Source organism: Macrococcus epidermidis, assembly GCF_024205965.1.
GTDB classification, from domain to species: Bacteria; Bacillota; Bacilli; order Staphylococcales; family Staphylococcaceae; genus Macrococcoides; species Macrococcoides epidermidis.
The window spans coordinates 750092-774639 of record NZ_CP073819.1 but is presented as its reverse complement, the minus strand read 5'-3'; the positions used below and the strand labels follow the sequence as shown (position 1 = coordinate 774639).

Sequence of the window (24548 nt, the reverse complement as noted above, 5' to 3'; positions counted from 1 at the left end):
CCATCCATTGATGAAATGGATGGTTTTTTTAATATGTTGAAATTAAATTATTATTCTTTCGTGGCTTATATTCTGATTCCGTTTGAGCTGTTAAATAAACCGCTCCATAAATCATTTCATCAGCCTCGCAACCTAGATGTTTTGATAACTCTGGGTGTAGTAAAGGTGGTTGTGTTTTAATACAGCTCCCTATCTTTTCTTCATATAAAGCTAATGAAAGCGTCTGCATAAAACCGCCAATCGCAAGAATATCTTCTAAATTTTCTTTTTGACGTCGATCGCGTGGACCAACGACTAACAATATACCAGCAAGTATTTTTGTTTTGTCTACATGCTGAATTTTTTTCTCTGCATTATTCTTAAATGCAACGTCAGCAAACGTCTGAGCATAGTTTTCTAATCTTTCTTTTTTCACCCACACAATGCGCCAAGGTTCACGCATACCGTGGTTAGGTGCATATGTCGCTAATTCAATCGCACGTTCTACAGCGCTATCTTCAACAGTTGTATCGACATACTGTTTAATACTTCTTCTATTTTTTATCGCATCTTTTAATTCCAAAAAAATACCTCCTCATAAATGATAACCATTATCAATTATAAAGAAGTATCATTAATTTGTAAATCATGACTTATAAAGTACAATCTGATCATGTAAATCTTTAATATGAATTTGGCCTGGTGCAACTGGATTGCCGACATAGCCAAAGGTCATAGATGATCCAAATATCCCACACGCCACTCGTGTAATCTTTCCAATTTCTCCCATTGCTATACCGATAATATTTAAATTACAGTTTTGTTTTGTTTCATAAACTGCTGACATTAAGTTAAGCACATCTTTACCATCATTCGGTTTAACCGCTAGTTTACAGTAATCTGCATCTAGTTTAATCATGCGATTATATATCGCGAGCATATCTTTAATACGTGGAGTGAATTCATATTCATGGTGACTGATTAACACTAAAATATTATTCGCACGTGCCAAAACCAATAATTTATCCATATAGTCTTCGTACATCATCAATTCTAAATCGATAATATCACATAACTTTTTCTCTATCACTTCTTTAATAAGTTCAAAATAAGCATCCATCGTAATTTTTGTCTTGTTATTCATATCTTCTGTGCGATATGTAAATAAAATTTGTTTTGATGGAAACTTATTCTTTATAAAAGCAATCTCAGATTCATAAAATTCAATTGAACCTTGTGCTAAGTCAGCTCGATATTCAACGACATCGAAATAATCGATATATTCAATCGCTTCTTTAATCACTTTATCATCTGTGTTCTGTACATCTGATAACGTCAATATTACCTTTGGAATTGCACTACTCTGCTCTGTCAAAATAAGTCCTCCTCTTATTCATCCAATAATTAAAGTGAAAGTATGGTAAAATAGATAAGTGCTGTTAATTATTGAACAATCTCTTAAGTCTATTTTACCTTACTTGATTAATAAATTGTATCAATTATACCCATATTATAAGTTCACAAGAATTTAATTTGGAAAGCATAGTGATTAATATATGGAGGATAATAATGAAAACACTATTTGATTTAAAAACGTTACCAGGATGGAAAATAGATAACCACACGAAGATAGCCATTCGTTTAGTAGAAAACGAAGACTATATCGCGATTACAAAACCCATATACAAAAGCCATAGCATAATGGACGTTATCGAATTCACTAAAGATAGTGAAGATAATATCACTTTTAAAAATATGAACAATAATAATCAGATTATCGTATCTATTGATGAAAATGATAAGACCATTCATATCCATAATAAAGCATAGTACCTATAAGGTATTATGCTTTATTATTGAAATATGTGTTTCAATTTGTTATATTTAAGTATGCTAGTTATTTTATTCATACTATCTCGGGGGCGTTACGGATTCGACAGGGGTCACTTGGGTTGGTATAGCGTGTCGGAGGGTTGTCTTCGTTATCAACACAACAGTTATAATAACTGGCAAAACAAACAATTTCGCAGTAGCTGCCTAATCGCACTCTGCACCTCTCTCAAGCATCGCCTATGTGCCTGATGTAGAGGTTCAACTTTAGTAGGATACGACGAACACTTCCGCCTGGAGTCTGTTCGTAAGAGATTAATCGGGCTAGCGATACATTCGGATGTCCGTTTTCAGATGTATCGTGAAATTCAATAACAGGACTACACACGTAGAAGTATCAATTGCAGGATCTTTGGACGCGGGTTCGACTCCCGCCGTCTCCATACATTAGCCTTTTAGCCTTGTTGCTAAAGGGTTTTTATTTTTGTTCCCCCAGTATTCCCCCAATTTTCCCCCAGCACACGTTGATATGTAGCCATTTAGTTGTTTGAGTTTCTTCCATATTAATAGTGTTCTATGTATTCTTTTAATTCATCCATTAATTCAATACCAGCATTAGTAATGTGATATTTGAATGTAAATTCTTTTTCATTAGATACTATTAGATTGGTATATCCATTTTTACATAATGTATACGGTATTCATTTTAACTTCCGATAATATTTAATTATGTAAACGAAAATATTTATGAAAACAAATCATATCAACAGTTTAAGGTGTTCGCATATTTTTAGCTTTATACATAAAATATACATTGTTGATTTAAAGCCTTTTTGAGTGTTCGGTACTGGGCTTTGAATGAATATTTTATGCATAATGAAATCTATATAATGCGTATGATTTTTAGTTCAATCTCAAATATATTTCTAAAATGAAACCTATTAACAGTAATATTACTAATCCAATAAATATTATCCAATCTCTTTTATTTGGCTCTTTATACATGAAATACCACCTTAAAAATACTATTATCCTAACCAGTTTTGTGTATATGCTAATAAACCTAGAAATGCACCTATTCCCATACAAACTACCATCAAAATTACATCTAATTCTTTTAGTTTGTAGCTTTTATTATTCATAATAACATCCCTTTCACAAAGTAATATCATATAGAATTATCTTCCATTACAATCATCATAATGATATAAAGATTGTTTTTCAATGATTTATGTAAATTACAGTGTTCTGACATTCCGATTTTAAGCACGATAACTTTTATATCGTGGGTGATTGTGCGTAAAGTCGCTTAAAATAGGGCATAAGAAAACCACCAAAACGTTAATTTAAGGTGGAATTATTCTATATTATTTTGTAAATAGTTTAAAAGTTCGTAAAATGGATATTCCGGATCTTCCATATCGAAAAAATTATCAATAATAGATGATGGTAAGACGTATATGCCTCTTCCACTTCTATGTTTCTCTACATAAACAAATTTATATCCCTCATAAAATTTACGTAAAGGTTGTTCGGCTTGCAACACTATTAACGCAAAGGGTACAGTATTTAAAATACTACTTGCTTTTAAAAAAAATTGGAACATCAAATAATTACTTACCTTAATATCAGTATTATCTAGTGTTTTTTTCTTAAAGTTGTCATCCAAACCAAAAAGATTAAGATATAACACTTGATATTCACCATTCTTGTGATGATAACTAGTAATATTAATTTCTTTCTTCTTAGTCCTATGCATTTTAAAAGTCTGTAATGATATAGTGAAATAACCTGCAATATTGTCATCAATCATTAAATAGTGAGTATTGCTTATTAATTTGTCTGGTCTCGAATATTCCCATGCTTCATTATTTAAAAAATAATCTATCTCTTCAGATTTTGAGCATTTATATAGAGGTATGTCATTTTTGGACATACCTCTAACATTGATAAGATTTAATTTATTCAAAAAATCACTCTTTTTTTTATTTTATAGTAACGAAATCTAGATTAGTATAAGGAAATGGTTTTTTTACTGGTTTATTTCCTTCTGAAATACGTTTGTTAATTTCTGTGATAGCTCTTTGAGACGGCTTTTTAATATTCAAAGATTCTTTAGATGGAATTCTTACTGTCATATTAAACATCTCCTTTTTTTTATGGTTTGTAATATTAATTGTTCAATAATTATATACCCTCTTATATATCGAAAACAATACATAAAGTAGTTTATTTAAATTACTTGACATTAATTAATCATATTTTGTTCACAATTTTGACACATTTAATAAAAAGAGAATAACCAACTTAATGGCTACCCTCTAACACTTTATCAATCACTCTATCAAGATGTTTATTAAGCATTGCCTCACCTAGCATAAATATACGCTTAATCTCTTCAATATCCTTACCCTGCAAGAAACAAAGGAATATAGCCTCTTCTCTTTCAGTCGCTATCTCTTGTACTTTCTCAATCAGCACATTAATAGTATTTGAATCTGCTATATTAGTAACCTGTTCAAGTGCTTCATTATAATCTACATCAGTTACATCATCTAAAGAGAAAAATATTTCATCCTCCAGCATATGATCATCAATTTCAACATCTTCTATCTGTTTATGATAGTTTAATATGTACTTCTTTAATTCCCGTTTTTCCTTACTCATACTGCAATCAAACACTTTCCATTGGGTTTTATATCCTCTGCTTTAACTTGCTCTGTATCACGCTCTAAATAGCCTTTAAGACGATACTCAAATATATCTTTTCTTAACTGTTCAATTAAATCAACTCTGCCATAATTTCCGTTAGATATAAGATAACGCTTAATATCCCTCTGTTCAATTTTAGAGTAGTATTTCAAGCATTCTTTTAATATCTGCATATTTGTATTAGATTTAACTTTGTATCGCTCTAATGACTCTTTCTGCTCAATTATCCATAGTGCTAAAGCCTCAACTTTGCATCCTACTGTAATTATTCCGAATGTGTCACTTGTTGTAGTATGGCTTACTGATAAATGATACATTTCATTGATCTGCATATTCATGAAAGCAATCTTTAATTTAATGCTATTAGGTGAATAATCTCTTAATAACTCATATTCAGTTATTTTATTATATGGTGTATAAATGTGTGTGCTGGTGAATCTGATTAACTTCATTAAATCACCTCTTTATAAGTTGTACATACCTATACCTAATCTAGCCCTTTTTCTAATCATTCAACTTCTCTATCAACAAACTTAAAAAAACTCTCACTTGTAGCGTTATCATCAAGTTTATATTTATTGTGACGTTTTTCACCTTCTCTTTTAATTGCTGATTTATACATTACCTCTATTTCTTCTTTAGTATAAGGTTTGCCATCTAATCTTGTAGGTTGCATATAATCACCTCGTTTACTTTAATCTTTTGCTAACCTTTGGTAAAACTTTGGATACCTTGAATTTCAATAGTAGATTACCTTTCCTAAACCTTGCCTGTTTTTATGGCTCTACCTTACAAAACCTTACGATTTTTAAACTAAATCATTCAAATACTGCAACATTTATAACAAATCGGTTCATTATCATGTGCTGGTGTTTCATCAAATGGATCTAAATATAATGCTTTATTTAATTCATTACATATCGGACAGTAAGCTAATACATTAATTTCATCCACTTTATTAAATTCTATATTATAATTTGTCCGTTCAATTCTTATCCAGCCTTTAAACTTTCCTTTCTTGCCAATATGCTTAAAATTGTCAGCTATCAATTCAATAACTACTTTACCGTTCTCATTAATTTTATAATCTTGTTTCATTAGTCCTCCAAAGGTACATCATTTATCAATATGGTACTGTTAGGCAGTTTCTCACTTATTTCTTCAACATGCTTTTGATAATCTTCTGTATATTCGCCAACATCTATAAGAATAACGCTATTAGTGTTTTCCTGCTTATCTATCCATGTACCATAACGTTTACCTAATAACTCTGCTGACTTAACACGAATATTAGAATCTACTTTCTTTTCAATCTCTCTCAATTCCTGCATACCTTTGCCAACTGATATAGGTATAACTTCCGTATCAGTTTCTTGTCCTCTCATTACTCTTGTAAGATATGCTAATATCTCTTTTTGTTCTGCAATCTCATAAGATTTAATAGCATCTAGTCTTTCGTCTATGTAAGTCTTAATTCCCACATTTTCCAATAATAAATGACTTTGTGACTTAGCATATTTCTCACTATATCCAGCATTAATACACGAGCGATATGCGTTACCTGTTTTGATGTACTCATCTGCAAATCGTCTTTGCCTTTCAGTTAATTGCACTTTACCACCTCATTTTATAAAGAATGGCTAAATTGATTTTATTCAATCTAGCCAAACTATTTATTAAATTATTCTCTTAGATCTAAATTTATCAGCGACAGACTTTGAAAACGGTTCGTTTGAATTTACTGTATTAGATTTATTTACTTCTTTCTGTGATTCTTTTACATCACTTAATCCCTTAATATTTTGTTCAATATCTCTATCAATAGCCGACATAATTGGTATGTCAAAGCTCACTCCTTTGTCCTCTAATACTTTTCTTAAGTTTGTAAATTTTTTATGATTCATAATATATTTCCTCCTAATTATTAAATAATTCTTTTTCTTCTTATTTTTTCAGCTAATGATAAGTTCTCGTATTCATTACCAGCACTTTTACTATTACCTATTACTCTTTTCTCTCTAACCTTTTCAGAAAACGATTTTGTTCGCTCATTACCGTTTAAATTAGTCTCCAATCCTGAATGTTCAAAGTCCTGCAACTTTTGTTTAAGTTCTAAATTCTATGTCTGTAGTTCGCTCTTGTCAATCTCAAATTCTGTCATTACTTTATTTTGTATTTGCTCTATATCTTGTGCCAAAGCATTAAATATCGTTCCAGTGTATACTCCTTGTGATTCCAAAGCTTTTTTAAGATTACTAAAATCTGAAGGTATTAAGTTTTCAATTTTCATTAATTATTGCCTCCAATTTCTTTATTTAGTTCATATAAATTAATTATTCTTACAGATGTACTTTTTCTCAAAGGAAATTCTCCAGCGTTTTTACTTATACCTTTCGCTTTTGCTCTTTCAACAAAATCTTTGTTTACATGTGGATAATCTCCATGGTATTCATCAAATAAATCAACATAATCTTGATATTCATTATCAAATTCTCTATTTAATTCTTTTATTTTATTTTCAGCTTCATCTAACTTCTTTTTAGCCTCTATATACTCATCTTTAAGTATTTCAGCTTCTTCTTTATATAAGTTCGGTAAATCTTTAAGATGAGTACATACTTCAATAGCATTATCTATCTCTTTATTTTTTAAGATAGGACGTTTAGTCTCTAACTTCTTTTGTGTCATCTTAATATCTGTTTCAGCCTTAACAATTTCACTAAATAACTTATCTGCTTTGTCATCATCACCATTCTTAATAAACTCTTCATACTGCTTATTAAATGTGTCTAAGTCACCCTTTTTCGTTCTAATACTTTCCTGTAAATCAGCGATAACCATTGAATTATCATTAATTAATTGTTCATGTGTATCAAATAAATACTGTGTCTTCATATTTCAACCTCTTTCATTATTTTTATTAATAAAATTTATGTGTGTGGATAAATGGATAAGGAAAAATGGAATGTTGCACGTCTCCCGACATTCAACGGATGTTACTTATTCTTACTCAATTCATATAGTACTCTTTCACGTTCCCTGATTTTATCGACTCTAGAATTTAGTGAGTTTCTAGCAATCCTAAAATCATTCTCATTTTTACAATAGAAGTAACCATTTTTATATTTAATTGAGCTACTTCCGATAGGCTCTTTGAATATGACAACAAGATCAGTGATAATGTCATTTAGTTGTCTGAAATAAGTTGCATCTTTGCCTAATATTGCGACAATCTGCTTTCTTGTGATTGCATCATCTTTGCTTTCCTTAATGATATTTAATACATCTAAGTGTTCCTGGCTCATCTTTGCATCTAATTCTAATTTTTGTTGATTTATTTCTAGTGTTTTCATATTAATTCCTCCGTGTTTATGTGTGTGGATATTAATATGTGTGTGGATAAGGAGAATACATAACAGTTTAGCCACTTTATATGTGTTGGTGGTAAAAAGGTACAACGGTACAACACTAATATCGTGAGGTACAACGTCTTTGTTGTACCGTTTACCCTTACTCTCCCAACGGTTTGAATGAATAGTACAACAAGTACACGCTTTTTTTAAAATACACTTATATATTTATTAATCTATCTATTTACTTAAAAGTATAAAAAGTTATATATATTATTAAAAATTACGTTGTACTTGTTGTACTATCTTGTTTAACCGTTGATATGACAACGATTATCGGTACAACGTTATACAAATAATATGTTGTACTCACGTTGTACCAGTTGTACCTTTAAGGAAAATCATTTTTTTCTTCTTTAAAGTCAAATCCAAATTCATTAATTGTTGAATTTCTAATTGCGTACGCTGTATACCTTCTGCCACTTTGCTTAACTTGTTTTACAGTTCTATTATTATCTGTAATTAGATAACCTCTAGACTGCCACTCTTTTAACGTCTTTTGTAATTCAATTTCTAGTAACATTTTGAGTGTCTGTGGCATCACTGCAAGATAATTGTCTTTGTATATTCCGACTATCTCACCTCTACCAAACTTTTCACCAGCATACAAAATGTTGTCCCTGTGACTATCCATATATTCCAGTACTGATATAAGTAGTTCCTTAGGTTTATCAATAGCCTTATTTTGCTCTAGCATTGACTTGTAGGCTTGTTCTACATAGTCGCTGTAGTTGTGTTCAAAGCCTTTAATGTCGTTCAATATCGTGCCTGTGAGTTCCAATAATGCAAAGGCTCGAGATAGTCTTTCAAGCACTTCATTATTATTTGATTTACTATGATATTTCTTGCATATATACTGGTATTGATCTACATATAATTGTTTGTTATCTGCAAACTGTTTATAAAATTCAATCCCTAGAGTGCCATAGTTTTTTGATATAGCTGAATATAATTCATTAAAACGTGGCTCTTGAAATGGCTCATCTTCTATAGTGATTGCTCTAGCACCAGCACCACCTCTGCCACCACTATATTCACTTATGGCATTCTCACCAGTAGATATTAAAATCGACTGCCAACTATTCTCTTTATTGATGCTGGTAGTGTTTCCTCTACCTTTGTCGTGTCCGACTGAATGGCTATAGATCACATTCTTAATAACATGGGGGTTGCCTGCTCGTGTATCATCCAGCAACAAAGGAAATGAATTATAAAATGATGCTTTACGTTCTATTGCGACCTGTGTCGAGTTCCAACTGTTCACCAGTTCCCCAGTTCCCCAGCAACTCGCAACAAGTTTAAGTATTGTTGTCTTGCCTGTAGATGTCTTACCACTTAAATCTAATATGAATGGCTCAATATCAAGTTCTTTAAGTAATACACTACCTAAAGCACCATAAAGCGTAACAACTGCTGTCGGCTCGTCTCTGATGAGTTCAAACACATTCTTTTGATAGCTTTCTAAAGTTCCTTTACTTTTAAATGCATCTGCCATTTTCTGATATGATACATCCTCGATGAATAGCTTAATATCTTCATCTTTTGCATTAGGAATAATAAAATAGTTTTTGATATGTCCTATCCGTGTTGATGCTTGCGTTTCAATATATTCATTAGTTGCCTGCATCAATGAAAGAAATAACATGACATTCTTATAATTGTTATCTGATACATCCAGTCCATAAGAAGACAACTCTAATAGTTCAGCTTTCTTAGTAAGTGTAGTGGCTTTAACACGCTTAAATATACGCTTACCACCATCATTAAAAGAGATCACATAGAATAGTGCATCAGTTTCAACATCTCTAAATTTTCCCTCAATTCTAGGAAAGTTTTTTGCCACGTATTCATAGTTTGGTACTTGTTCACCTGTTTTTTCATCTTTGATATATTTCTTCAATATCGACAATGCACCATTACTATTAATATTAAATTTGTTCGGTATAAGTTCCTGAGTTCCTGTTTCTTTTTGTACCTGCATCAATTCGGATGCTATTTTTTTAAGTTGTTCAGTTTCTGTGATATTAAGCACCTCCATTTCTGCGTTTTAATTCTTTAGTAATTATTGATCTAACAGTTCTCTCAAATTCCTTTAATTGTAGAGGTGGCTTGTTGCTGTCATTCCAGGTAGTGAGTAAACCGACAATAAGGTTTATATCGACATTCTTACGCATTAAATGTCCTGTGATTGATGCTAAAGCGTTGTTTCTGCCATCTCCATCAGTTAAACCACCATATCCAATAGCATCCCAATGACTGCTGTCACGTTTCATACTTGAATAATCGATAGTTATAGTTTCATCCACATCTAATCCAGCAATCAGCTTTTCAGTATTAAGAAAATAAGTATGCTGATACTCAAATATAAACTCGCTTTCTTTAGTCTTTAATGAAGTTCTAGCCATGCACCTAGACCAATCAAAAGCATTATCATCAAAATTTAGTCCTAATTGCTTTTCAAATAGCTGTAAAGCTGGCTTATAGTATTTCTTTGTTATTGGCTTATCTAATGGTATTATCAAGCGATAACGTGGGGCTTGTAGCTCGTGATTGTGCGTACTGTATAGAACGTAAGAGAAGTTAAACCTATCTTTCAATTCATCTATAACTGTTGTTCCTGGTGCTAGATCATCAATGTCTATAGTGAGTGCGTGTCGATTAATCACATTGGCATCATTCCTGTGCTTATCCTCTTTCATGTCACCAATAATGAAAGTACCGTTACTAAATTTATCACTTGATATAATAGTCATTTTTAGCCATTCAACTAACTTGTCGAATGTAACCAACTCACTACCTATATAAGTATTTGAATACTGATTTTTATATACATTCAACATCATATTCATGTTATAATTAGGTGTATTCACTTATAAAAACACCAACTTTCATATATAATATACAGTTGAACAATTTCATTATTGTTCGTTCGTTGCTGGTACATCTGACTCGCCAAAGTTTAGAGATGTACTGGCTTTTTCTTTGCAAATTTCTTCATATAAACGTTCAACATCTTTTTCAATATCTGATGCAACTGTAGATGTGATATAAATATCTCTCATATTTTCGATTAAATAGCGTTTCGCTACTGGATTAGGCTCTATCCAATCCATTTCAATAGATGTTTCTATTTGTGATAGATGATCATAAACATGGTCAGTTAAAGCATTAACTTTTAATTGCAACATTTCGAGTTGTAGTTTCATATCTCTAATATCCATTACTCTTCATCCTCCATATTTACTACTTCAATCAATGCATTACTTACACCTTTTGCCACTACTTGAGCATACTCTAATGGCTCTAATTCAACTTTGAATGTTTGTCCACCTACTTTAATTTCGCTTTCAAATAAATCTACTTCATTATTAGTAATCGTTTCTAATACATCTGCTAATTTGTAAATCTCTTTAATTTGTTTGTCTGTCATGTTTAATATCCTCTTTTCTCTTCATAATTTATAATTCCTGCTGTTGCTATGAGTACCATTCCTATAGTTGAAAAGTACAAGCAATATAATGCAATTACTTCATCAGTTAAATTCACCATAATAAGCATTGTAATGATCGTATAGATTAAAAATGATATTGCGTATTTCATCTATCCCACTTCCTTTACATTTTTAGGTGGGAATAGTTCATCAAGTGATACATTGAAGTACTCTGCAAGTTTTTGAGCCTCTGGCAAACTGAAATCTGCTTTCATATTTTCACGTAATAAGTAGCGATTAGGTGAGATACCTAGTAACTTTGCCATGTCTTTTTGACTTTTACCTGCCTCACTTCTCAAAATATACAACTGCCAATGTTTACTCATGTTATCCCTCCTCTTTTTTAATTCCGAAAAATTCATCGGGTGTGATATCCAGATACTCACATATCTTCATCACTGTTTGTGTATCTGGGTTTTTAGTGCGTTCATAGAATAATCCAGATAACGTTGTGCGACTAATCTTAGTGGCTTTGTATACGTCTGACATAGTTTTCTTTTGAGAACCTAAAATCGTACTGAATTGATTTTTCATATTATCACCTCTGCTTTTTGTATATGTTTACTTGTTTGTACTATAAGTACAAATTAATAATATAATATACATTACATATTGTCAACACTTATATTTTTGTACCCAAAGTACAAAATTTCTGTTAATATAATAATGAGGTGATAATATAATGAAATTCGGAGAATTATTAAAGAATGAAAGAGAGTATTATAATTTATCAGTTAAAAGGTTTTCGGATCTATCTGACGTTTCTACTGCCTACATAAGTAAATTAGAAAATGGCAAAAGAAATTTCCCTACTGAAAAATACCTCTATAACATATTAAAAGGCTTTAAAAAGAATTTAATTTCATTAACAAACCAATATGAAAATGTAGATGATGTTTCTGAATTAATTGATTATGAAATTAAAGAAATACTAAAAAAATTCTTAAACGCTGAAGATAGCGATTTAAAGAAAAATGATTTGGATATTATATTTACTAAATTTAATGACTTTTATATCACAGACATGGAAAATAAAATAAAAAACTCAACTTCTAAAGAAAAAGACATATATGAAAACAAAGTGTTATTAAACAAGAATTCTTCCTCTTTTAATATTGTCGACAAACCATTTTTAGATCTCGAATGGTTATTAACTCAAAATGAATATGAAATTTTTTATGGCCGTTCCTATATATTTCGTAAAAATATTAAAAATAAAATATCTCTGAATGAAAATGATATGTTTTTCTACAACACTTTGGATAACAGAGATATAAGGACTATAAAAAAATTGATAGATGTATATTTGCAAAGTAAATTTAGAAAAATAAGCAATTCTACAGAATTATTTAACTTACTTACGAATGAAGACAACCTTAATCATTTTGATAAAAATTCATTAACTGAGTTACTTTTAACAGAAAAAATAGAGGACTAGCCTATGCATGATCTAAAAATCTCACATAACATTCATAAGGATGAAAAGCGTGGTACTTACTACTTCCGACTTAAATATTATGATGTAACTGGTAAGCGTAAAGAGATTTCAAGAAGTGGCTTTAAAATGCGTAAAGATGCAGTACAAGAATGTAATAGGTTTATTGATGAGTTGGAGGGCATTGGTAAGATAAATAAACTCCCCTTTGATGAGTTAGCCAATGAATATCTTGAATGGTATTCTGCAAGACGTAAAGCATCCAGCATCAAAGCACTTAAAACGCATTTAAATAATCACTTACTGCCATTCTTTAATAAAGCTGATGTATTTGAGATAGATACCAAACTCATTATGAAGTTTCAGAATAAGAAGTTAAAAGAGGGTTATAGTGGTGAGTTCCTAAAGAAGATGCATGTATTCCTGGTACAGATATTAAACCATGCTATCACCTATCATGGACTAGAGAAGAATGTAGCATCATTAGTTGGTAACTTTGAGATAGAGTCACATAAGAGATTAGAATACTGGACTCTTGACCAATTCAATACATTTATTGATGCTGTGCCATCTTTACAACATAGAATGTTTTTCTCACTTCTCTATTGGACTGGATGTCGTAAGGGTGAATGTAGAGCGTTGACATGGAATGATATTAATTGGAATGAGGGTTATATCCATATAGATAAAACGGACTACCACGGTACAATTACAACGACTAAAACAAAGGCATCAACTCGTGATGTATATCTTCCTGACCATATAATGCAAGAATTAAAGCAATACCAGGAATGGTATAAGCAACATAACGTATATAAAGACTTCTATGTGTTGTTTGGTACGTTTACAAAGCCTTTCAGTGAGTCCACTATTGATAGATGGTATAAGACTGTACTCGACTCATTAGGTGATGATATACCACGTATCGTACTTCATGAGTTCAGACACTCACACGCTAGTTTATTAATAAATAATGGTGCTAGTCCAATGATAGTTGCATCTAGGCTTGGTCATTCATCTACTGTAGAGGTAACTACCCGATACGGTCACTTGTACCCGTCTACTCAAAAAGAGATAATGCATCTCATGGATAAAAACAGAATTAATAAATTTGATATTGAATATTTTTCAGAATGGAATTTTATAATTAGTGATGTTCAAAATTATGCAGTTGTTGTTGCTGGTGAGGATCTAACGATAAAAGAAGATAATGAACCAGTAGCCAAATATCATTTCACACTTGAAGATGGTAAGCCAAATATTAAGTATGCTACTGTATTCAAAGAGGGTTTAAATACTAAATTTGATAACAGTAAAAAAACTATCAATTTAGAGGGCTAATCGTTCCCCCAAATTTGATTAAAACTTATAATTTATACGATATATTGCTATTGTGCTAGGTATCGAAAACGTTATTATATCAGTGCTTTGAGCATTTTTTAATTACTATCAATATTGTAATAATCGACTCCCGCCGTCTCCATACATAAAGAAGAGCTTATACCTTAAGGGGTATAAGCTCTTTTATATATTAAATAGAATTTGATTACTTCATTAATTCTTTGCACTGGAAAATATTTATTACTTGCACAACAAAAAACTACCGAATTTCTCCGGTAGTTAGTATTTCTCTTTCATCGCACGATCCATTTCACGTTTCGCTTCTTTTGCTTTCAATGCATGTCGTTTATCGTAGTCTTTCTTACCTTTGGCAAGTCCTACAAGCATCTTACAGTAACCATTCTTAATATATAACTTAAGTGGCACTAACGCATAACCCTGCTCACGTGTCTGACCAAACAATTTATCGATTTGTTTACGTTTCATAAGCAGTTTACGTGTTCTCAAAGGATCATGATTAAATCGATTTCCTTCTTCATACGGTGCGATATGCATGTTATACACATACATTTCACCGTTATACACTCTTGCGTAAGAATCTTTTAAGTTCGCACTGCCGCGTCTTATCGATTTAATTTCTGTCCCTTGTAACACAATTCCCGCTTCAAATGTTTCTTCAATGGTATAATCATGACTTGCTTTTCTATTTTGTGCTAATGTCTTTCCGTCACCTTTTGGCATAACTTCACCTCTATTTCTTTTTGCCTCTACCTGCATTTTTCACTGCTTTGGATTTATAGAATGGTTTCTTTCCACCATTTTTCTTCGCTGCTTTACTAAACTTTTCGCCAGCCGCTTTTCCACGACCTTTTTTACGTGGTTTTTGGTTATTATTGTTACCACCACTTTTACGTTCAGCTTTAATCTTAACTTCACGTATTTTACTTTCAATTTTAGCCATGTCCATACCGACTATCGCAAAATCAATCATGCGTTCATCAACATTTACATTCACGACTTTTACTTTTACTTTTTGACCGATTTTAAACACTTTACCATGACGTTCACCAATCATCGCCATATGACGTTCATCAAAGTGGTAATAATCATCTGTCATATTAGAGTTATGTACCATACCTTCGATTGTATTCTCAAGTTCTACAAACATTCCGAAGTTAGCAACAGAGCTAATAATACCCTCAAACTCTTCACCTAAATGTTGAATCATATATTCTGCTTTTTTCAGATCATCTGTATCACGTTCTGCATCAATCGCACGGCGTTCACGTTTAGAAGTATGTTCACTGATATCAACAAGCTTGTCTTCCCATATTGCTTTTTGTTCTTCATTCATTGAATGTTCGATTAAGTATTTGCGGATTAATCTATGAACAATTAAGTCCGGATAACGTCTGATTGGTGATGTAAAGTGTGTATAGTATTCAGCAGAAAGTCCAAAATGTCCTAAATTCTGTTCAGAGTATTTCGCTTGCTGCATTGAACGTAACATAAGTGTAGAGATAACTAATTCCTCTGGTTTATCTTTAATTTCTTTACCGATATTCTGAAGCGTTTTTGGATGAATATTTTCAGTACCGCCTTTAACGATTAAACCGAAATTTGTAATGAATTCAAAGAATCGCTTTAATCTGTCTGCTTTCGGTTCTTCATGGACTCGATAAATAAATGGTACTTTTAATTTTGCAAAGTGTTCGGCTACGGTTTCATTGGCCATTAACATAAATGATTCAATTAATCGTTCACCTAATCCGCGCTCGCGAATAACAACTTCTTTAGGCACACCTACTTCATCTACTAAAATCTTAGCTTCTTTAAGGTCGAAATCAATTTCTCCACGATTTACACGCATTTGTTTTAATATATCAGCTAAATCTTTTGCGTGTATCAACAGTTCATGAATATGTTTATACTCATGTATTAAGATTTCATCATTATGCTCTAATATCTGATTGACAGCATCATACGTCATTCTTTCATCAGAGTTTATCACACTTTGATAAATTTTATGATTTACAACACGTCCTGTATGATCGATTTCCATCTCACAGCTTAACGTCAATCGATCGACTTTAGGATTTAAGGAACAGATACCATTACTTAATCGATGTGGAATCATAGGTATTACGCGATCGACTAAATAGACACTCGTCCCACGCTCAAATGCATCCTGATCTAGCATTGATCCTTCCGTAACATAGTGACTGACGTCAGCAATTGAAACGATTAATTTATAATTGCCATTTTCTAACTTTTCTACACTAATCGCATCATCTAAATCTTTGGCATCAGCACCGTCAATTGTAATGGTTAATACGTCACGTAAATCTACACGATCTTTATAATCATGTGGTTCAATTTCATCCGGCACATTGTTCGCTTCTTCAATAGTTGCAGGATTGAAATCAATATTAATACCATGTGTATAGATAATGGATAATATATCTACACCAGGATCATTTTTATGTCCAAGGATTGCTTTAACCATACCTTCAGGATTGTTCGTGCCATCAGCATATTGTGTCAATTCCACTAATACTTTATGTCCTTCTACAGCACCAAGATTTTTACCTTTAGGAATAAAGATATCTTGTGTAATACGTTTATCATCCGGAAGTACAAACCCAAAATGTCTCGCTTCAGTATAGGTTCCGACAACTTGCGTTATCGCACGTTTCTGTATTGCTTTAACTTCACCTTCGTTACGCCCATCACTTGCTTTTGACACACTCACTAATACTGTATCGCCATCCATCGCTCTGTTGATCTTATTTGGCGGGATAAATACATCTTCTATCGCCTCATTTTCCGGACGAACGAAAGCGAATCCTTTTTTGTGCTGACTTAGAGTACCTTGTACTAAGTCTCCCGGACTACCCGGTATATAGTATTTATCATTTTTAGTGCGATTGATCTTGCCTGACTGCTCAAGCGCTACTAAAGTTTTTACAAGTCCAGTAAAGGCATCTGCATCTTTTAAACCAAGATGTTTTTCTATATCTTCTACCGTAATTGCATTCCCTTTTAATGATTGTAAATATGCAATAACTTCTTCTTCAAATAGATGCATATATATTGCCTCCTTTTTAATTTGACCATTCAAGCTTTTCTAAAAATGCTAAAAAGTCATTAAACAATTGTTCTTTCTCAATATCTATTGTAACAACATGACCACTTTTCTCATACCAATGTATCTCTTTTTCTTCACTTTCAGATTCATTATATATAATATTCGCTGAATCAATATCTATCATTGTATCTAAACGTCCTTGTGCAACGAATAAAGGCGCATATACATTATCTAAAGTTGGTCTTATTTCAGCTAATGTCGTCTGTAATTCTTCAAGCATTGATGTTGGATGAAAGGCTGACATCTCGTTCTCAATTTGTTCAGGCGTCTTTCCTTCACGCTTTTTAAATTCACGTGCATATGCAAGCACACCATCAAACATATTCCCTGTCGTCTTTATATGCATTGGTGAACACATCGTCCCAACACCTATTACATCTCGATATTGACTCAATTTTAAACTAAATACGCCTCCCAGTGATACACCAGCTACTGCTATTTCATCATATCCTTTTGATTTCAGGAAATCATAAGCTTCTATAACCTGACTCCACCAAACATGTGGACTGGACTGTAGCAGCTCCTCTGGAGGTACACCGTGTCCTTCATAATGCGGTGCATAACATGTATACCCTTGTTTCTGTAAAAAACGTCCTAATTGACGCACATCAGAAGAGTTTCCAGTAAAGCCATGTAATAACAACACTGCTCTTGGGCCTTCTTCAAAAAAGAATGGTTTAGGTAATTGAATTTTCATTTTCATCAAAAATATCTCCTTATATATTTATTGTATGTGTTTTAAGTACAAAATAAAAATAAAAAAGCCCGAACAACGTGTCCGGACCCCTTATTAAATACCAAAATAACCGATTGCAATTGTAATTAAGAAAAGTAAAACAGACGCAACAATAGTAATTCTATTTAAAATTAAATCAACACCACGTTGTTTTTGTTTTCCGAATAATTGTTCAGCTCCACCACTAATTGCTCCTGATAAGCCATTGCTCTTACCTTCTTGTAATAACACAACAGTGATCAATACAAGACAATCAATAATTAGTAATACTGTAAGTAAAGTATTCATTGATGGTCCTCCTCAATTTCTAATAACTCATATTATATTAACATATTCACTTGTAAAAAGAAACATAAAGAAAAGGAACGTCGTCACGTTCCTTTTCGATGTATAGACTATAAAGTTATTATTTACTGATGTTGTAGAAAGAGTTTAATCCTTCAAATTTAGCAGTTTCAAATAATTCATCTTCAATACGTAATAATTGGTTGTATTTCGCAATACGGTCTGTACGTGATAATGAACCAGTTTTAATTTGACCTGCATTTGTAGCAACTGCGATATCAGCAATTGTAGTATCTTCAGTTTCACCAGAACGGTGAGAAACTACTGCAGTATAACCAGCTTTTTGAGCCATTTCGATTGCTTCAAATGTTTCAGTTAAAGTACCAATTTGGTTAACTTTGATTAAGATTGAGTTACCAACACCTTCGTTGATACCACGCTCTAAAATTTTAGTATTCGTAACGAACAGGTCATCTCCAACTAATTGAACTTTATCTCCTAAACGTTCAGTTAAAGCTTTCCAACCGTCCCAGTCGTTTTCATCCATACCATCTTCGATAGAGATAATTGGATATTTATTAACTAATTCTTCTAAGTAATCTACTTGTTCAGCTGAAGTACGTTTCGCACCGCCTTCACCTTCGAACTTAGCATAATCATAAGTACCGTTTTCATAGAATTCAGATGAAGCACAGTCGAAACCTAAGAATACATCTTTACCTGGTTCAAGACCTGCTGCTTTAATTGCTTCTAAAATCGTTTCAACTGCATCTTCAGTACCTTCGAATGTTGGAGCGAATCCACCTTCGTCACCTACTGCAGTTACTAATCCACGAGATTTTAAAATTTTCGCTAAGTTATGGAAAATTTCTGCTCCCCAACGTAAAGCTTCTTTAAAGTTAGGTGCGCCAACCGGTAATACCATAAACTCCTGGAATGCGATAGGTGCGTCAGAGTGAGAACCACCGTTAACGATGTTCATCATAGGCACTGGTAATTGTGTACCGTTAAATCCACCTAAGTATTTGTATAAAGGCATACCTAAGTATTCAGCAGCTGCGCGCGCTACAGCGATTGAAACACCTAAAATAGCATTTGCACCTAATTTACCTTTGTTTTCTGTACCGTCTAAAGCGATCATCATTTTGTCGATTGATACTTGGTCTAAAACTGAAAAATCACCTTCGATGATTTCTGGAGCGATAATTTCATTAACATTCTCAACAGCTTTTAATACACCTTTACCCATGTAACGGTCTTTATCACCATCGCGTAATTCAACAGCTTCATGTTCACCAGTAGAAGCACCAGAAGGTACTAATGCACGACCTAAAGCACCACTTTCTGTAAATACTTCAACTTCAATTGTAGGATTACCTCTTGAATCTAATACTTCGCGTGCATAAACATCTGTAATAATTGGCATGTGTAAAACTCCTTTGTTTGTTTTATTTTCTATTTTATTATTCCCGATTTGTCAGGAATAATCAATTAATTAAATTAATTTTAGTAATACTTTTAATCTAAGTGTGAATTACTTTTGAATTAATGATTCACCGGTCATTTCGACAGGCTTTTCAACACCTAATAAATCAATTAATGTTGGTGCTAAATCAGCTAAACGGCCACCACTACGCAGGGTAATATCTTCACGTGTTACAATTACTGGCACCGGATTAGTTGTATGCGCAGTCATAGGTGTTCCGTCGATTGTTAATACTTCATCTGAGTTCCCATGGTCAGCTGTAATTATTGCAGTGCCTCCCATTTCTATAATCTTATCAACGACAGCACCTAAACATTCATCGACTGCTTCTATCGCTTTAATTGTAGGTTCAAGCATCCCTGAGTGACCTACCATATCAGGATTGGCAAAGTTTAATAAAATTAAATCCAAATCACCTTTATTAAGTTCTGCAAGCAATGCATCTCGTACTTCGTATGCACTCATTTCAGGTTTCAAATCATATGTTGCAACTTTTGGTGAGTCAATTAATACACGACGTTCTCCATCAAACGCTTCATTACGTCCACCACTCATGAAATATGTCACGTGTGGATATTTTTCAGTTTCTGCAATACGTAATTGTTTTAAGCCATTTTTACTTGCAACTTCACCAATGGTATTGACTAAATCCTCTTTAACAAACACAACATCAGCTTTCACTTGATCATTATACTTAGTAAATGTTACAAATTTGATGCCGATTAATCGTTTATCCATTTTAAAACCATCAAATTCCTCATTCGTGTAGACTTCTGATAATTGTGCTGCACGGTCCGGTCTGAAGTTGAAGAAGATCATTGCATCTCCATCATTAACACCTGTATTTTCTGAACCAACTTCTTCGTCTTTTACTACGAATGGTACTACGAACTCATCGTTAACACCTTCAGCATAACTTGCTTCAACACCAGCTTTAGCTGTTTTGTATTCGACACCTTTACCGTATGTCATCGCATCATATGCTAACTGTTCACGATCCCAGCGCTTATCTCTATCCATCGCATAATAACGACCTGAAACAGATGCAAATTGTCCAACACCAATTTCTTTAAATTGATGTTCAGTTTCCTCAATGAATTGTAATGCTGTTTGCTGACCAACATCACGACCATCTAAAAATGCATGAACATAAACTTTTTCAACACCTTGTTCTTTTGCAAGCTTTAATAATGCAAACAGATGTTTGTAATGACTGTGTACACCACCGTCAGATAATAATCCCATTAAGTGTAACGCTGACTCATGTTCTTTTACATGTTTCATCGCATCTAATAACACTTCATTTGTAAAGAAGTCACCATCTTGAATTGATTTATTGATACGTGTTAATGATTGATACACAATGCGGCCGGCACCAATGTTTAAATGGCCAACTTCTGAATTACCCATTTGTCCTTCTGGTAATCCTACATCAAGTCCACACGCCATTAATTGCTCATGTGGATATTTGTTGTAGTAACGATCAAAATTCGGTTTATTTGCTTGAGCTACTGCATTACCGAATGTCTCTTCTCGGCAAGCAAAGCCATCAAGTATGATTAAAGCAGTTGGGCTTTTCATTACTTAGCACCTTCTAACAATTTTACGAATGAATCTACTTCTAATGACGCTCCGCCTACTAACGCACCGTCAATATTTTCATTTGCCATGTATTCTTTAATGTTTTCAGGTTTAACAGAACCACCATATTGAATACGTACAGCTTGTGCTACTTCTGTATTGAAGTCTTTTTCAACAACTGAACGAACGAATTTACAAGATGACTCAGCATCTTCACTTGTAGCAGATTTACCAGTTCCAATTGCCCAGATTGGTTCATAAGCAATGACAGCAGATTTAACTTGTTCTTCAGTAAATCCTTTTAATGCGTTAGAAACTTGAGAACCAACACGAGCTTCAAATTGACCTGATTCACGTTCTTCATCTGTTTCACCACAGCAGATAATTGGCGTCATACCGTGTTTAAAAACAGCTAATGCTTTTTTATTTACATCTTCATCTGTTTCACCAAAGTACTCACGACGTTCAGAATGCCCTAAAACTACATACTTAACACCTAAGTCTTTTAAAGCAGCTGGTGAAGTTTCTCCAGTATATGCTCCATTATCTTCAAAATAACAGTTTTGCGCGCCGATATTTAAACCTTCAACGTTCGCACTTACTAATGCATCTAATTGAATTGCTGGTGCACAAATAACTGCATCAACGCTATCCGTGCTTGGTAAAGCAGGTAAATTAGCGACAAAATCTTTTGCTTCCTTAACTGTTTTGTTCATTTTCCAGTTTCCTGCGATAATTGGTTTTCTCATTTTAATAGCCACCTTTTTATTTTTCAGAGATTGATTTAATACCAGGTAGTTCTTTACCTTCTAAATATTCTAATGACGCTCCGCCACCTGTTGAAATATGTGTAAATTTATCTGCAAATCCAAGATCCATAGCAGCTGCAGCTGAATCTCCACCACCGATAATTGTAGTCGCACCATCTAAATGTGCAATCGCTTCACAAACACCGATTGTACCTTTAGCGAAGTTGCTCATTTCAAATACACCCATTGGTCCGTTCCAAACTACTGTTTTAGCGCCTTCTAATTCTTTTTTGAATAATTCAATCGTAGCTGGTCCAATATCTAACGATTGTAAATCTTGAGGAATTTCATCAACTGAAACAGTTGAAATTTCTCCATCATTTGAGAATTCTTTCGTTACAACTGCATCAACTGGTAATACAATCTTACCTTCTCCTCGTGCTAATAAATCATTCGCTAATTCAATCTTATCTTCTTCTAATAATGATTGACCGATTTCTTTACCTTGAGCTTTTAAGAAAGTATAAGCCATACCTCCACCGATCAATACTTTATCAGCTACTTTTAATAAGTTTTCGATAACGCCAATTTTGTCAGAGACTTTCGCGCCACCTAAAATTGCTACAAATGGGCGCTCAGGATTTTCTACTACGCCACCTATGAATTTAATTTCTTTCTCCATCAGGAATCCAGCAGCAGTTTCTAAATGTGTAGCTACTCCTACGTTTGATGCATGCTCACGATGAGCTGTACCAAAAGCATCATTGACAAACACATCTCCTAAAGAAGCCCAGTACTTACCTAATTCAGGATCGTTTTTACTTTCTTTCTTACCATCTACATCTTCAAAACGTGTGTTTTCAAATAATAAAACATCTCCCGCAGCTAATGCATCAATTGCTGATTCTAATGCTTGTCCACGTGTTTCAGCTACAAATTTAACATCTTTCCCTAATAGTTCAGTTAATCGTGTTGCTACAGGTTGTAATGATAACTTCGCTTTATCCTCTTCTGCTTTCACTTTACCTAAGTGAGAGAATAAAATAACCTTACCACCTTGTTCAATAATATATTTAATAGTAGGTAATGCTTCTACGATACGATTATCATTAGTAATCGCACCATCTTTCATAGGTACGTTAAAATCTGCACGTACTAAAACCTTTTTATCTTTTAAGTCTAAATCTGAAACAATTTTTTTAACCATCTTTGTGGCCTCCTATAAAATATTAGTGTTTACGATGTTAATTATAACAATGAACCCCTAATAATAAAATAAGCAGGAGAAGCGAAATCTTCCCCCGCTTACGCGTGAATAAAATGTTATTTAGATTGTGCTTGTTCAGCTAAGAATTCTAAAGTACGTACTAATTGAGCAGTATAACTCATTTCGTTATCGTACCAAGCTACTGTTTTAACCATTTGGTGTTCACCAACAGTCATTACACGTGTTTGTGTTGCATCGAATAATGAACCATAAGTAATACCGATAATATCAGAAGAAACGATTTCATCTTCAGTGTAACCGAATGATTCGTTAGAAGCAGCTTTCATTGCAGCGTTTACTTCTTCAACTGAAACTTCTTTTTCTAAAATTGTAGTTAACTCAGTTACAGAACCTGTTGGTACTGGAACACGTTGTGCTGATCCATCTAATTTACCTTTTAATTCTGGAATTACTAAACCGATTGCTTTTGCAGCACCTGTTGAGTTAGGTACGATGTTGTTTGCTGCTGCACGTGCACGACGGAAGTCACCTTTAGCATGTGGTGCATCTAATGTATTTTGGTCACCTGTGAATGCGTGAACTGTCATCATTAATCCTTCGATAATTCCGAATTCATCGTTTAATACTTTAGCCATTGGTGCTAAACAGTTAGTCGTACATGAAGCACCTGAAACGATTTCTTCTGAACCGTCTAATACGTCATGGTTAACGTTGTACACTACAGTTTTTAAGTCACCTTTTGCCGGTGCTGAAATTAATACTTTTTTAGCACCTGCTTCGATATGCGCTTGTGCTTTTTCTTTATCAGTGAAGAAACCAGTACATTCTAAAACAACATCGATTCCAAGTTCGCCCCATGGTAATTCAGCAGGGTTTGGATTTTCGAATGATTTGATTTCGCGACCGTTTACACGGAATCCACCTTCAATTACTTCTACTTCTTCTTTGAAACGGCCTTGCGTTGTATCATATTTTAATAAATGCGCTAACATTTTATCGTCTGTTAAATCGTTAACTGCTACTACTTCAATACCTTCTACTTCTTGTAATCTTCTGAATGCTAAACGTCCAATTCTACCAAATCCGTTAATTGCTACTTTTACTGCCATGAGTAATGGCCTCCTTTATATATCATATA

At 33.2% G+C, this 24548-nt stretch carries 31 protein-coding genes, 1 other RNA gene and 1 pseudogene; 4 read left to right on the top strand and 29 right to left on the bottom strand.

From position 1 onward, the window contains the following. Window positions 1-28: 28 nt before the first annotated feature. The gene (locus tag KFV12_RS04175) at window positions 29-562 is read right to left on the bottom strand and encodes a nitroreductase family protein (RefSeq protein ID WP_254257382.1); all 534 of its coding nucleotides are present in this window, start codon (window positions 560-562) and stop codon (window positions 29-31) included. A 63-nt stretch (window positions 563-625) separates the two neighbouring features. Beyond that, on the bottom strand, window positions 626-1354 hold the full coding sequence (aroD, locus tag KFV12_RS04170; protein WP_254257381.1) for a type I 3-dehydroquinate dehydratase: 729 nt from the start codon (window positions 1352-1354) through the stop codon (window positions 626-628). 194 nt (window positions 1355-1548) lie between these two features. On the opposite strand from aroD, the gene KFV12_RS04165 reads away from it, so the two are divergent. Both KFV12_RS04165 and ssrA read left to right on the top strand, forming a co-directional pair. Further along, on the top strand, window positions 1549-1809 hold the full coding sequence (locus KFV12_RS04165; RefSeq protein WP_111714320.1) for a hypothetical protein: 261 nt from the start codon (window positions 1549-1551) through the stop codon (window positions 1807-1809). A gap of 88 nt (window positions 1810-1897) precedes the next feature. Beyond that, window positions 1898-2255: a transfer-messenger RNA gene (ssrA, locus tag KFV12_RS04160) on the top strand. A gap of 911 nt (window positions 2256-3166) precedes the next feature. Here ssrA and KFV12_RS04155 read toward each other — a convergent pair. The 18 genes from KFV12_RS04155 to KFV12_RS04070 all read right to left on the bottom strand — a co-directional run bounded on the left by KFV12_RS04155 (window position 3167) and on the right by KFV12_RS04070 (window position 11955). Continuing rightward, on the bottom strand, window positions 3167-3778 hold the full coding sequence (locus KFV12_RS04155; protein WP_254257380.1) for a hypothetical protein: 612 nt from the start codon (window positions 3776-3778) through the stop codon (window positions 3167-3169). 16 nt (window positions 3779-3794) lie between these two features. Next, entirely contained in the window at window positions 3795-3947 is a 153-nt protein-coding gene (locus KFV12_RS04150) for a hypothetical protein (RefSeq protein ID WP_254257379.1), read from the bottom strand. Window positions 3948-4116: 169 nt separating this feature from the next. Further along, window positions 4117-4476 carry a hypothetical protein gene (locus tag KFV12_RS04145; RefSeq protein ID WP_254257378.1) on the bottom strand — a complete coding sequence of 120 codons (360 nt, stop codon included), beginning with the start codon at window positions 4474-4476 and terminating at the stop codon, window positions 4117-4119. Beyond that, window positions 4473-4973, bottom strand: a complete 501-nt coding sequence (locus KFV12_RS04140) for an encapsidation protein CP3 (RefSeq protein WP_254257377.1) — start codon at window positions 4971-4973, stop codon at window positions 4473-4475. Before KFV12_RS04140 ends, KFV12_RS04145 begins: the two co-directional genes overlap by 4 nt. 56 nt (window positions 4974-5029) lie before the next feature. After that, the gene (locus KFV12_RS04135; RefSeq protein WP_254257376.1) at window positions 5030-5197 is read right to left on the bottom strand and encodes a hypothetical protein; all 168 of its coding nucleotides are present in this window, start codon (window positions 5195-5197) and stop codon (window positions 5030-5032) included. A gap of 146 nt (window positions 5198-5343) precedes the next feature. Next, window positions 5344-5619: a hypothetical protein gene (locus KFV12_RS04130; RefSeq protein ID WP_254257375.1), complete on the bottom strand. Its 276-nt coding sequence runs from the start codon at window positions 5617-5619 to the stop codon at window positions 5344-5346. Beyond that, the gene (locus tag KFV12_RS04125; RefSeq protein ID WP_367304769.1) at window positions 5619-6134 is read right to left on the bottom strand and encodes a terminase small subunit; all 516 of its coding nucleotides are present in this window, start codon (window positions 6132-6134) and stop codon (window positions 5619-5621) included. Before KFV12_RS04125 ends, KFV12_RS04130 begins: the two co-directional genes overlap by 1 nt. Before the next feature lie 63 nt (window positions 6135-6197). Beyond that, a complete protein-coding gene (locus tag KFV12_RS04120; RefSeq protein ID WP_254257374.1) occupies window positions 6198-6425 on the bottom strand; it encodes a hypothetical protein in 228 nt (75 codons plus the stop codon). 215 nt (window positions 6426-6640) lie between these two features. Then, complete coding sequence (locus KFV12_RS04115; protein ID WP_254257373.1) at window positions 6641-6811, bottom strand: hypothetical protein; 171 nt, start codon at window positions 6809-6811, stop codon at window positions 6641-6643. After that, window positions 6811-7416 (bottom strand): hypothetical protein, encoded by a 606-nt coding sequence (locus KFV12_RS04110; protein ID WP_254257372.1) that lies wholly within the window; start codon window positions 7414-7416, stop codon window positions 6811-6813. Before KFV12_RS04110 ends, KFV12_RS04115 begins: the two co-directional genes overlap by 1 nt. Window positions 7417-7517: 101 nt before the next feature. Further along, window positions 7518-7874 carry a hypothetical protein gene (locus KFV12_RS04105; RefSeq protein ID WP_254257371.1) on the bottom strand — a complete coding sequence of 119 codons (357 nt, stop codon included), beginning with the start codon at window positions 7872-7874 and terminating at the stop codon, window positions 7518-7520. 388 nt (window positions 7875-8262) lie between these two features. Then, the gene (locus tag KFV12_RS04100; protein WP_254257370.1) at window positions 8263-9963 is read right to left on the bottom strand and encodes a DUF927 domain-containing protein; all 1701 of its coding nucleotides are present in this window, start codon (window positions 9961-9963) and stop codon (window positions 8263-8265) included. Beyond that, window positions 9956-10801, bottom strand: a complete 846-nt coding sequence (locus tag KFV12_RS04095) for a primase C-terminal domain-containing protein (RefSeq protein WP_254257369.1) — start codon at window positions 10799-10801, stop codon at window positions 9956-9958. The genes KFV12_RS04100 and KFV12_RS04095 overlap by 8 nt, the downstream gene beginning before the upstream one ends. A 48-nt stretch (window positions 10802-10849) precedes the next feature. After that, window positions 10850-11152, bottom strand: coding sequence for a hypothetical protein (locus KFV12_RS04090; protein ID WP_254257368.1), 303 nt, complete (start codon window positions 11150-11152; stop codon window positions 10850-10852). After that, the gene (locus tag KFV12_RS04085) at window positions 11152-11361 is read right to left on the bottom strand and encodes a hypothetical protein (RefSeq protein WP_254257367.1); all 210 of its coding nucleotides are present in this window, start codon (window positions 11359-11361) and stop codon (window positions 11152-11154) included. Before KFV12_RS04085 ends, KFV12_RS04090 begins: the two co-directional genes overlap by 1 nt. A 2-nt stretch (window positions 11362-11363) precedes the next feature. After that, window positions 11364-11531, bottom strand: a complete 168-nt coding sequence (locus KFV12_RS04080; protein WP_254257366.1) for a hypothetical protein — start codon at window positions 11529-11531, stop codon at window positions 11364-11366. Further along, on the bottom strand, window positions 11532-11747 hold the full coding sequence (locus KFV12_RS04075; RefSeq protein WP_254257365.1) for a helix-turn-helix transcriptional regulator: 216 nt from the start codon (window positions 11745-11747) through the stop codon (window positions 11532-11534). A gap of 1 nt (window position 11748) precedes the next feature. Further along, complete coding sequence (locus tag KFV12_RS04070) at window positions 11749-11955, bottom strand: helix-turn-helix domain-containing protein (RefSeq protein ID WP_254257364.1); 207 nt, start codon at window positions 11953-11955, stop codon at window positions 11749-11751. A 148-nt stretch (window positions 11956-12103) separates the two neighbouring features. Between KFV12_RS04070 and KFV12_RS04065 the strand changes: the two genes are divergently transcribed. After that, entirely contained in the window at window positions 12104-12859 is a 756-nt protein-coding gene (locus tag KFV12_RS04065) for a helix-turn-helix domain-containing protein (RefSeq protein ID WP_254257363.1), read from the top strand. 3 nt (window positions 12860-12862) lie between these two features. Next, window positions 12863-13945, top strand: a pseudogene (locus KFV12_RS04060) (site-specific integrase); the annotation flags it as partial. Between the two features lie 531 nt (window positions 13946-14476). On the opposite strand, the gene smpB reads toward KFV12_RS04060, so the two are convergent. The 9 genes from smpB to gap all read right to left on the bottom strand — a co-directional run bounded on the left by smpB (window position 14477) and on the right by gap (window position 24519). Beyond that, entirely contained in the window at window positions 14477-14938 is a 462-nt protein-coding gene (smpB, locus tag KFV12_RS04055) for an SsrA-binding protein SmpB (RefSeq protein WP_099580384.1), read from the bottom strand. Between the two features lie 10 nt (window positions 14939-14948). Continuing rightward, window positions 14949-17285 (bottom strand): ribonuclease R, encoded by a 2337-nt coding sequence (gene rnr / locus KFV12_RS04050; protein WP_111714318.1) that lies wholly within the window; start codon window positions 17283-17285, stop codon window positions 14949-14951. 16 nt (window positions 17286-17301) lie between these two features. Then, window positions 17302-18042 carry an alpha/beta hydrolase gene (locus KFV12_RS04045; protein ID WP_254257623.1) on the bottom strand — a complete coding sequence of 247 codons (741 nt, stop codon included), beginning with the start codon at window positions 18040-18042 and terminating at the stop codon, window positions 17302-17304. A 93-nt stretch (window positions 18043-18135) separates the two neighbouring features. Further along, window positions 18136-18369 (bottom strand): preprotein translocase subunit SecG, encoded by a 234-nt coding sequence (secG, locus tag KFV12_RS04040; RefSeq protein WP_096077071.1) that lies wholly within the window; start codon window positions 18367-18369, stop codon window positions 18136-18138. 118 nt (window positions 18370-18487) lie between these two features. Next, entirely contained in the window at window positions 18488-19792 is a 1305-nt protein-coding gene (gene eno, locus KFV12_RS04035; protein WP_096077072.1) for a surface-displayed alpha-enolase, read from the bottom strand. 108 nt (window positions 19793-19900) lie between these two features. Beyond that, a complete protein-coding gene (gene gpmI, locus KFV12_RS04030; RefSeq protein WP_254257362.1) occupies window positions 19901-21433 on the bottom strand; it encodes a 2,3-bisphosphoglycerate-independent phosphoglycerate mutase in 1533 nt (510 codons plus the stop codon). Then, window positions 21433-22182 (bottom strand): triose-phosphate isomerase, encoded by a 750-nt coding sequence (tpiA, locus tag KFV12_RS04025; protein ID WP_099580378.1) that lies wholly within the window; start codon window positions 22180-22182, stop codon window positions 21433-21435. Before tpiA ends, gpmI begins: the two co-directional genes overlap by 1 nt. 16 nt (window positions 22183-22198) lie before the next feature. Further along, window positions 22199-23389: a phosphoglycerate kinase gene (locus KFV12_RS04020; RefSeq protein ID WP_111714315.1), complete on the bottom strand. Its 1191-nt coding sequence runs from the start codon at window positions 23387-23389 to the stop codon at window positions 22199-22201. A 116-nt stretch (window positions 23390-23505) separates the two neighbouring features. Continuing rightward, complete coding sequence (gene gap / locus KFV12_RS04015) at window positions 23506-24519, bottom strand: type I glyceraldehyde-3-phosphate dehydrogenase (protein ID WP_111714314.1); 1014 nt, start codon at window positions 24517-24519, stop codon at window positions 23506-23508. Window positions 24520-24548: the final 29 nt, after the last annotated feature.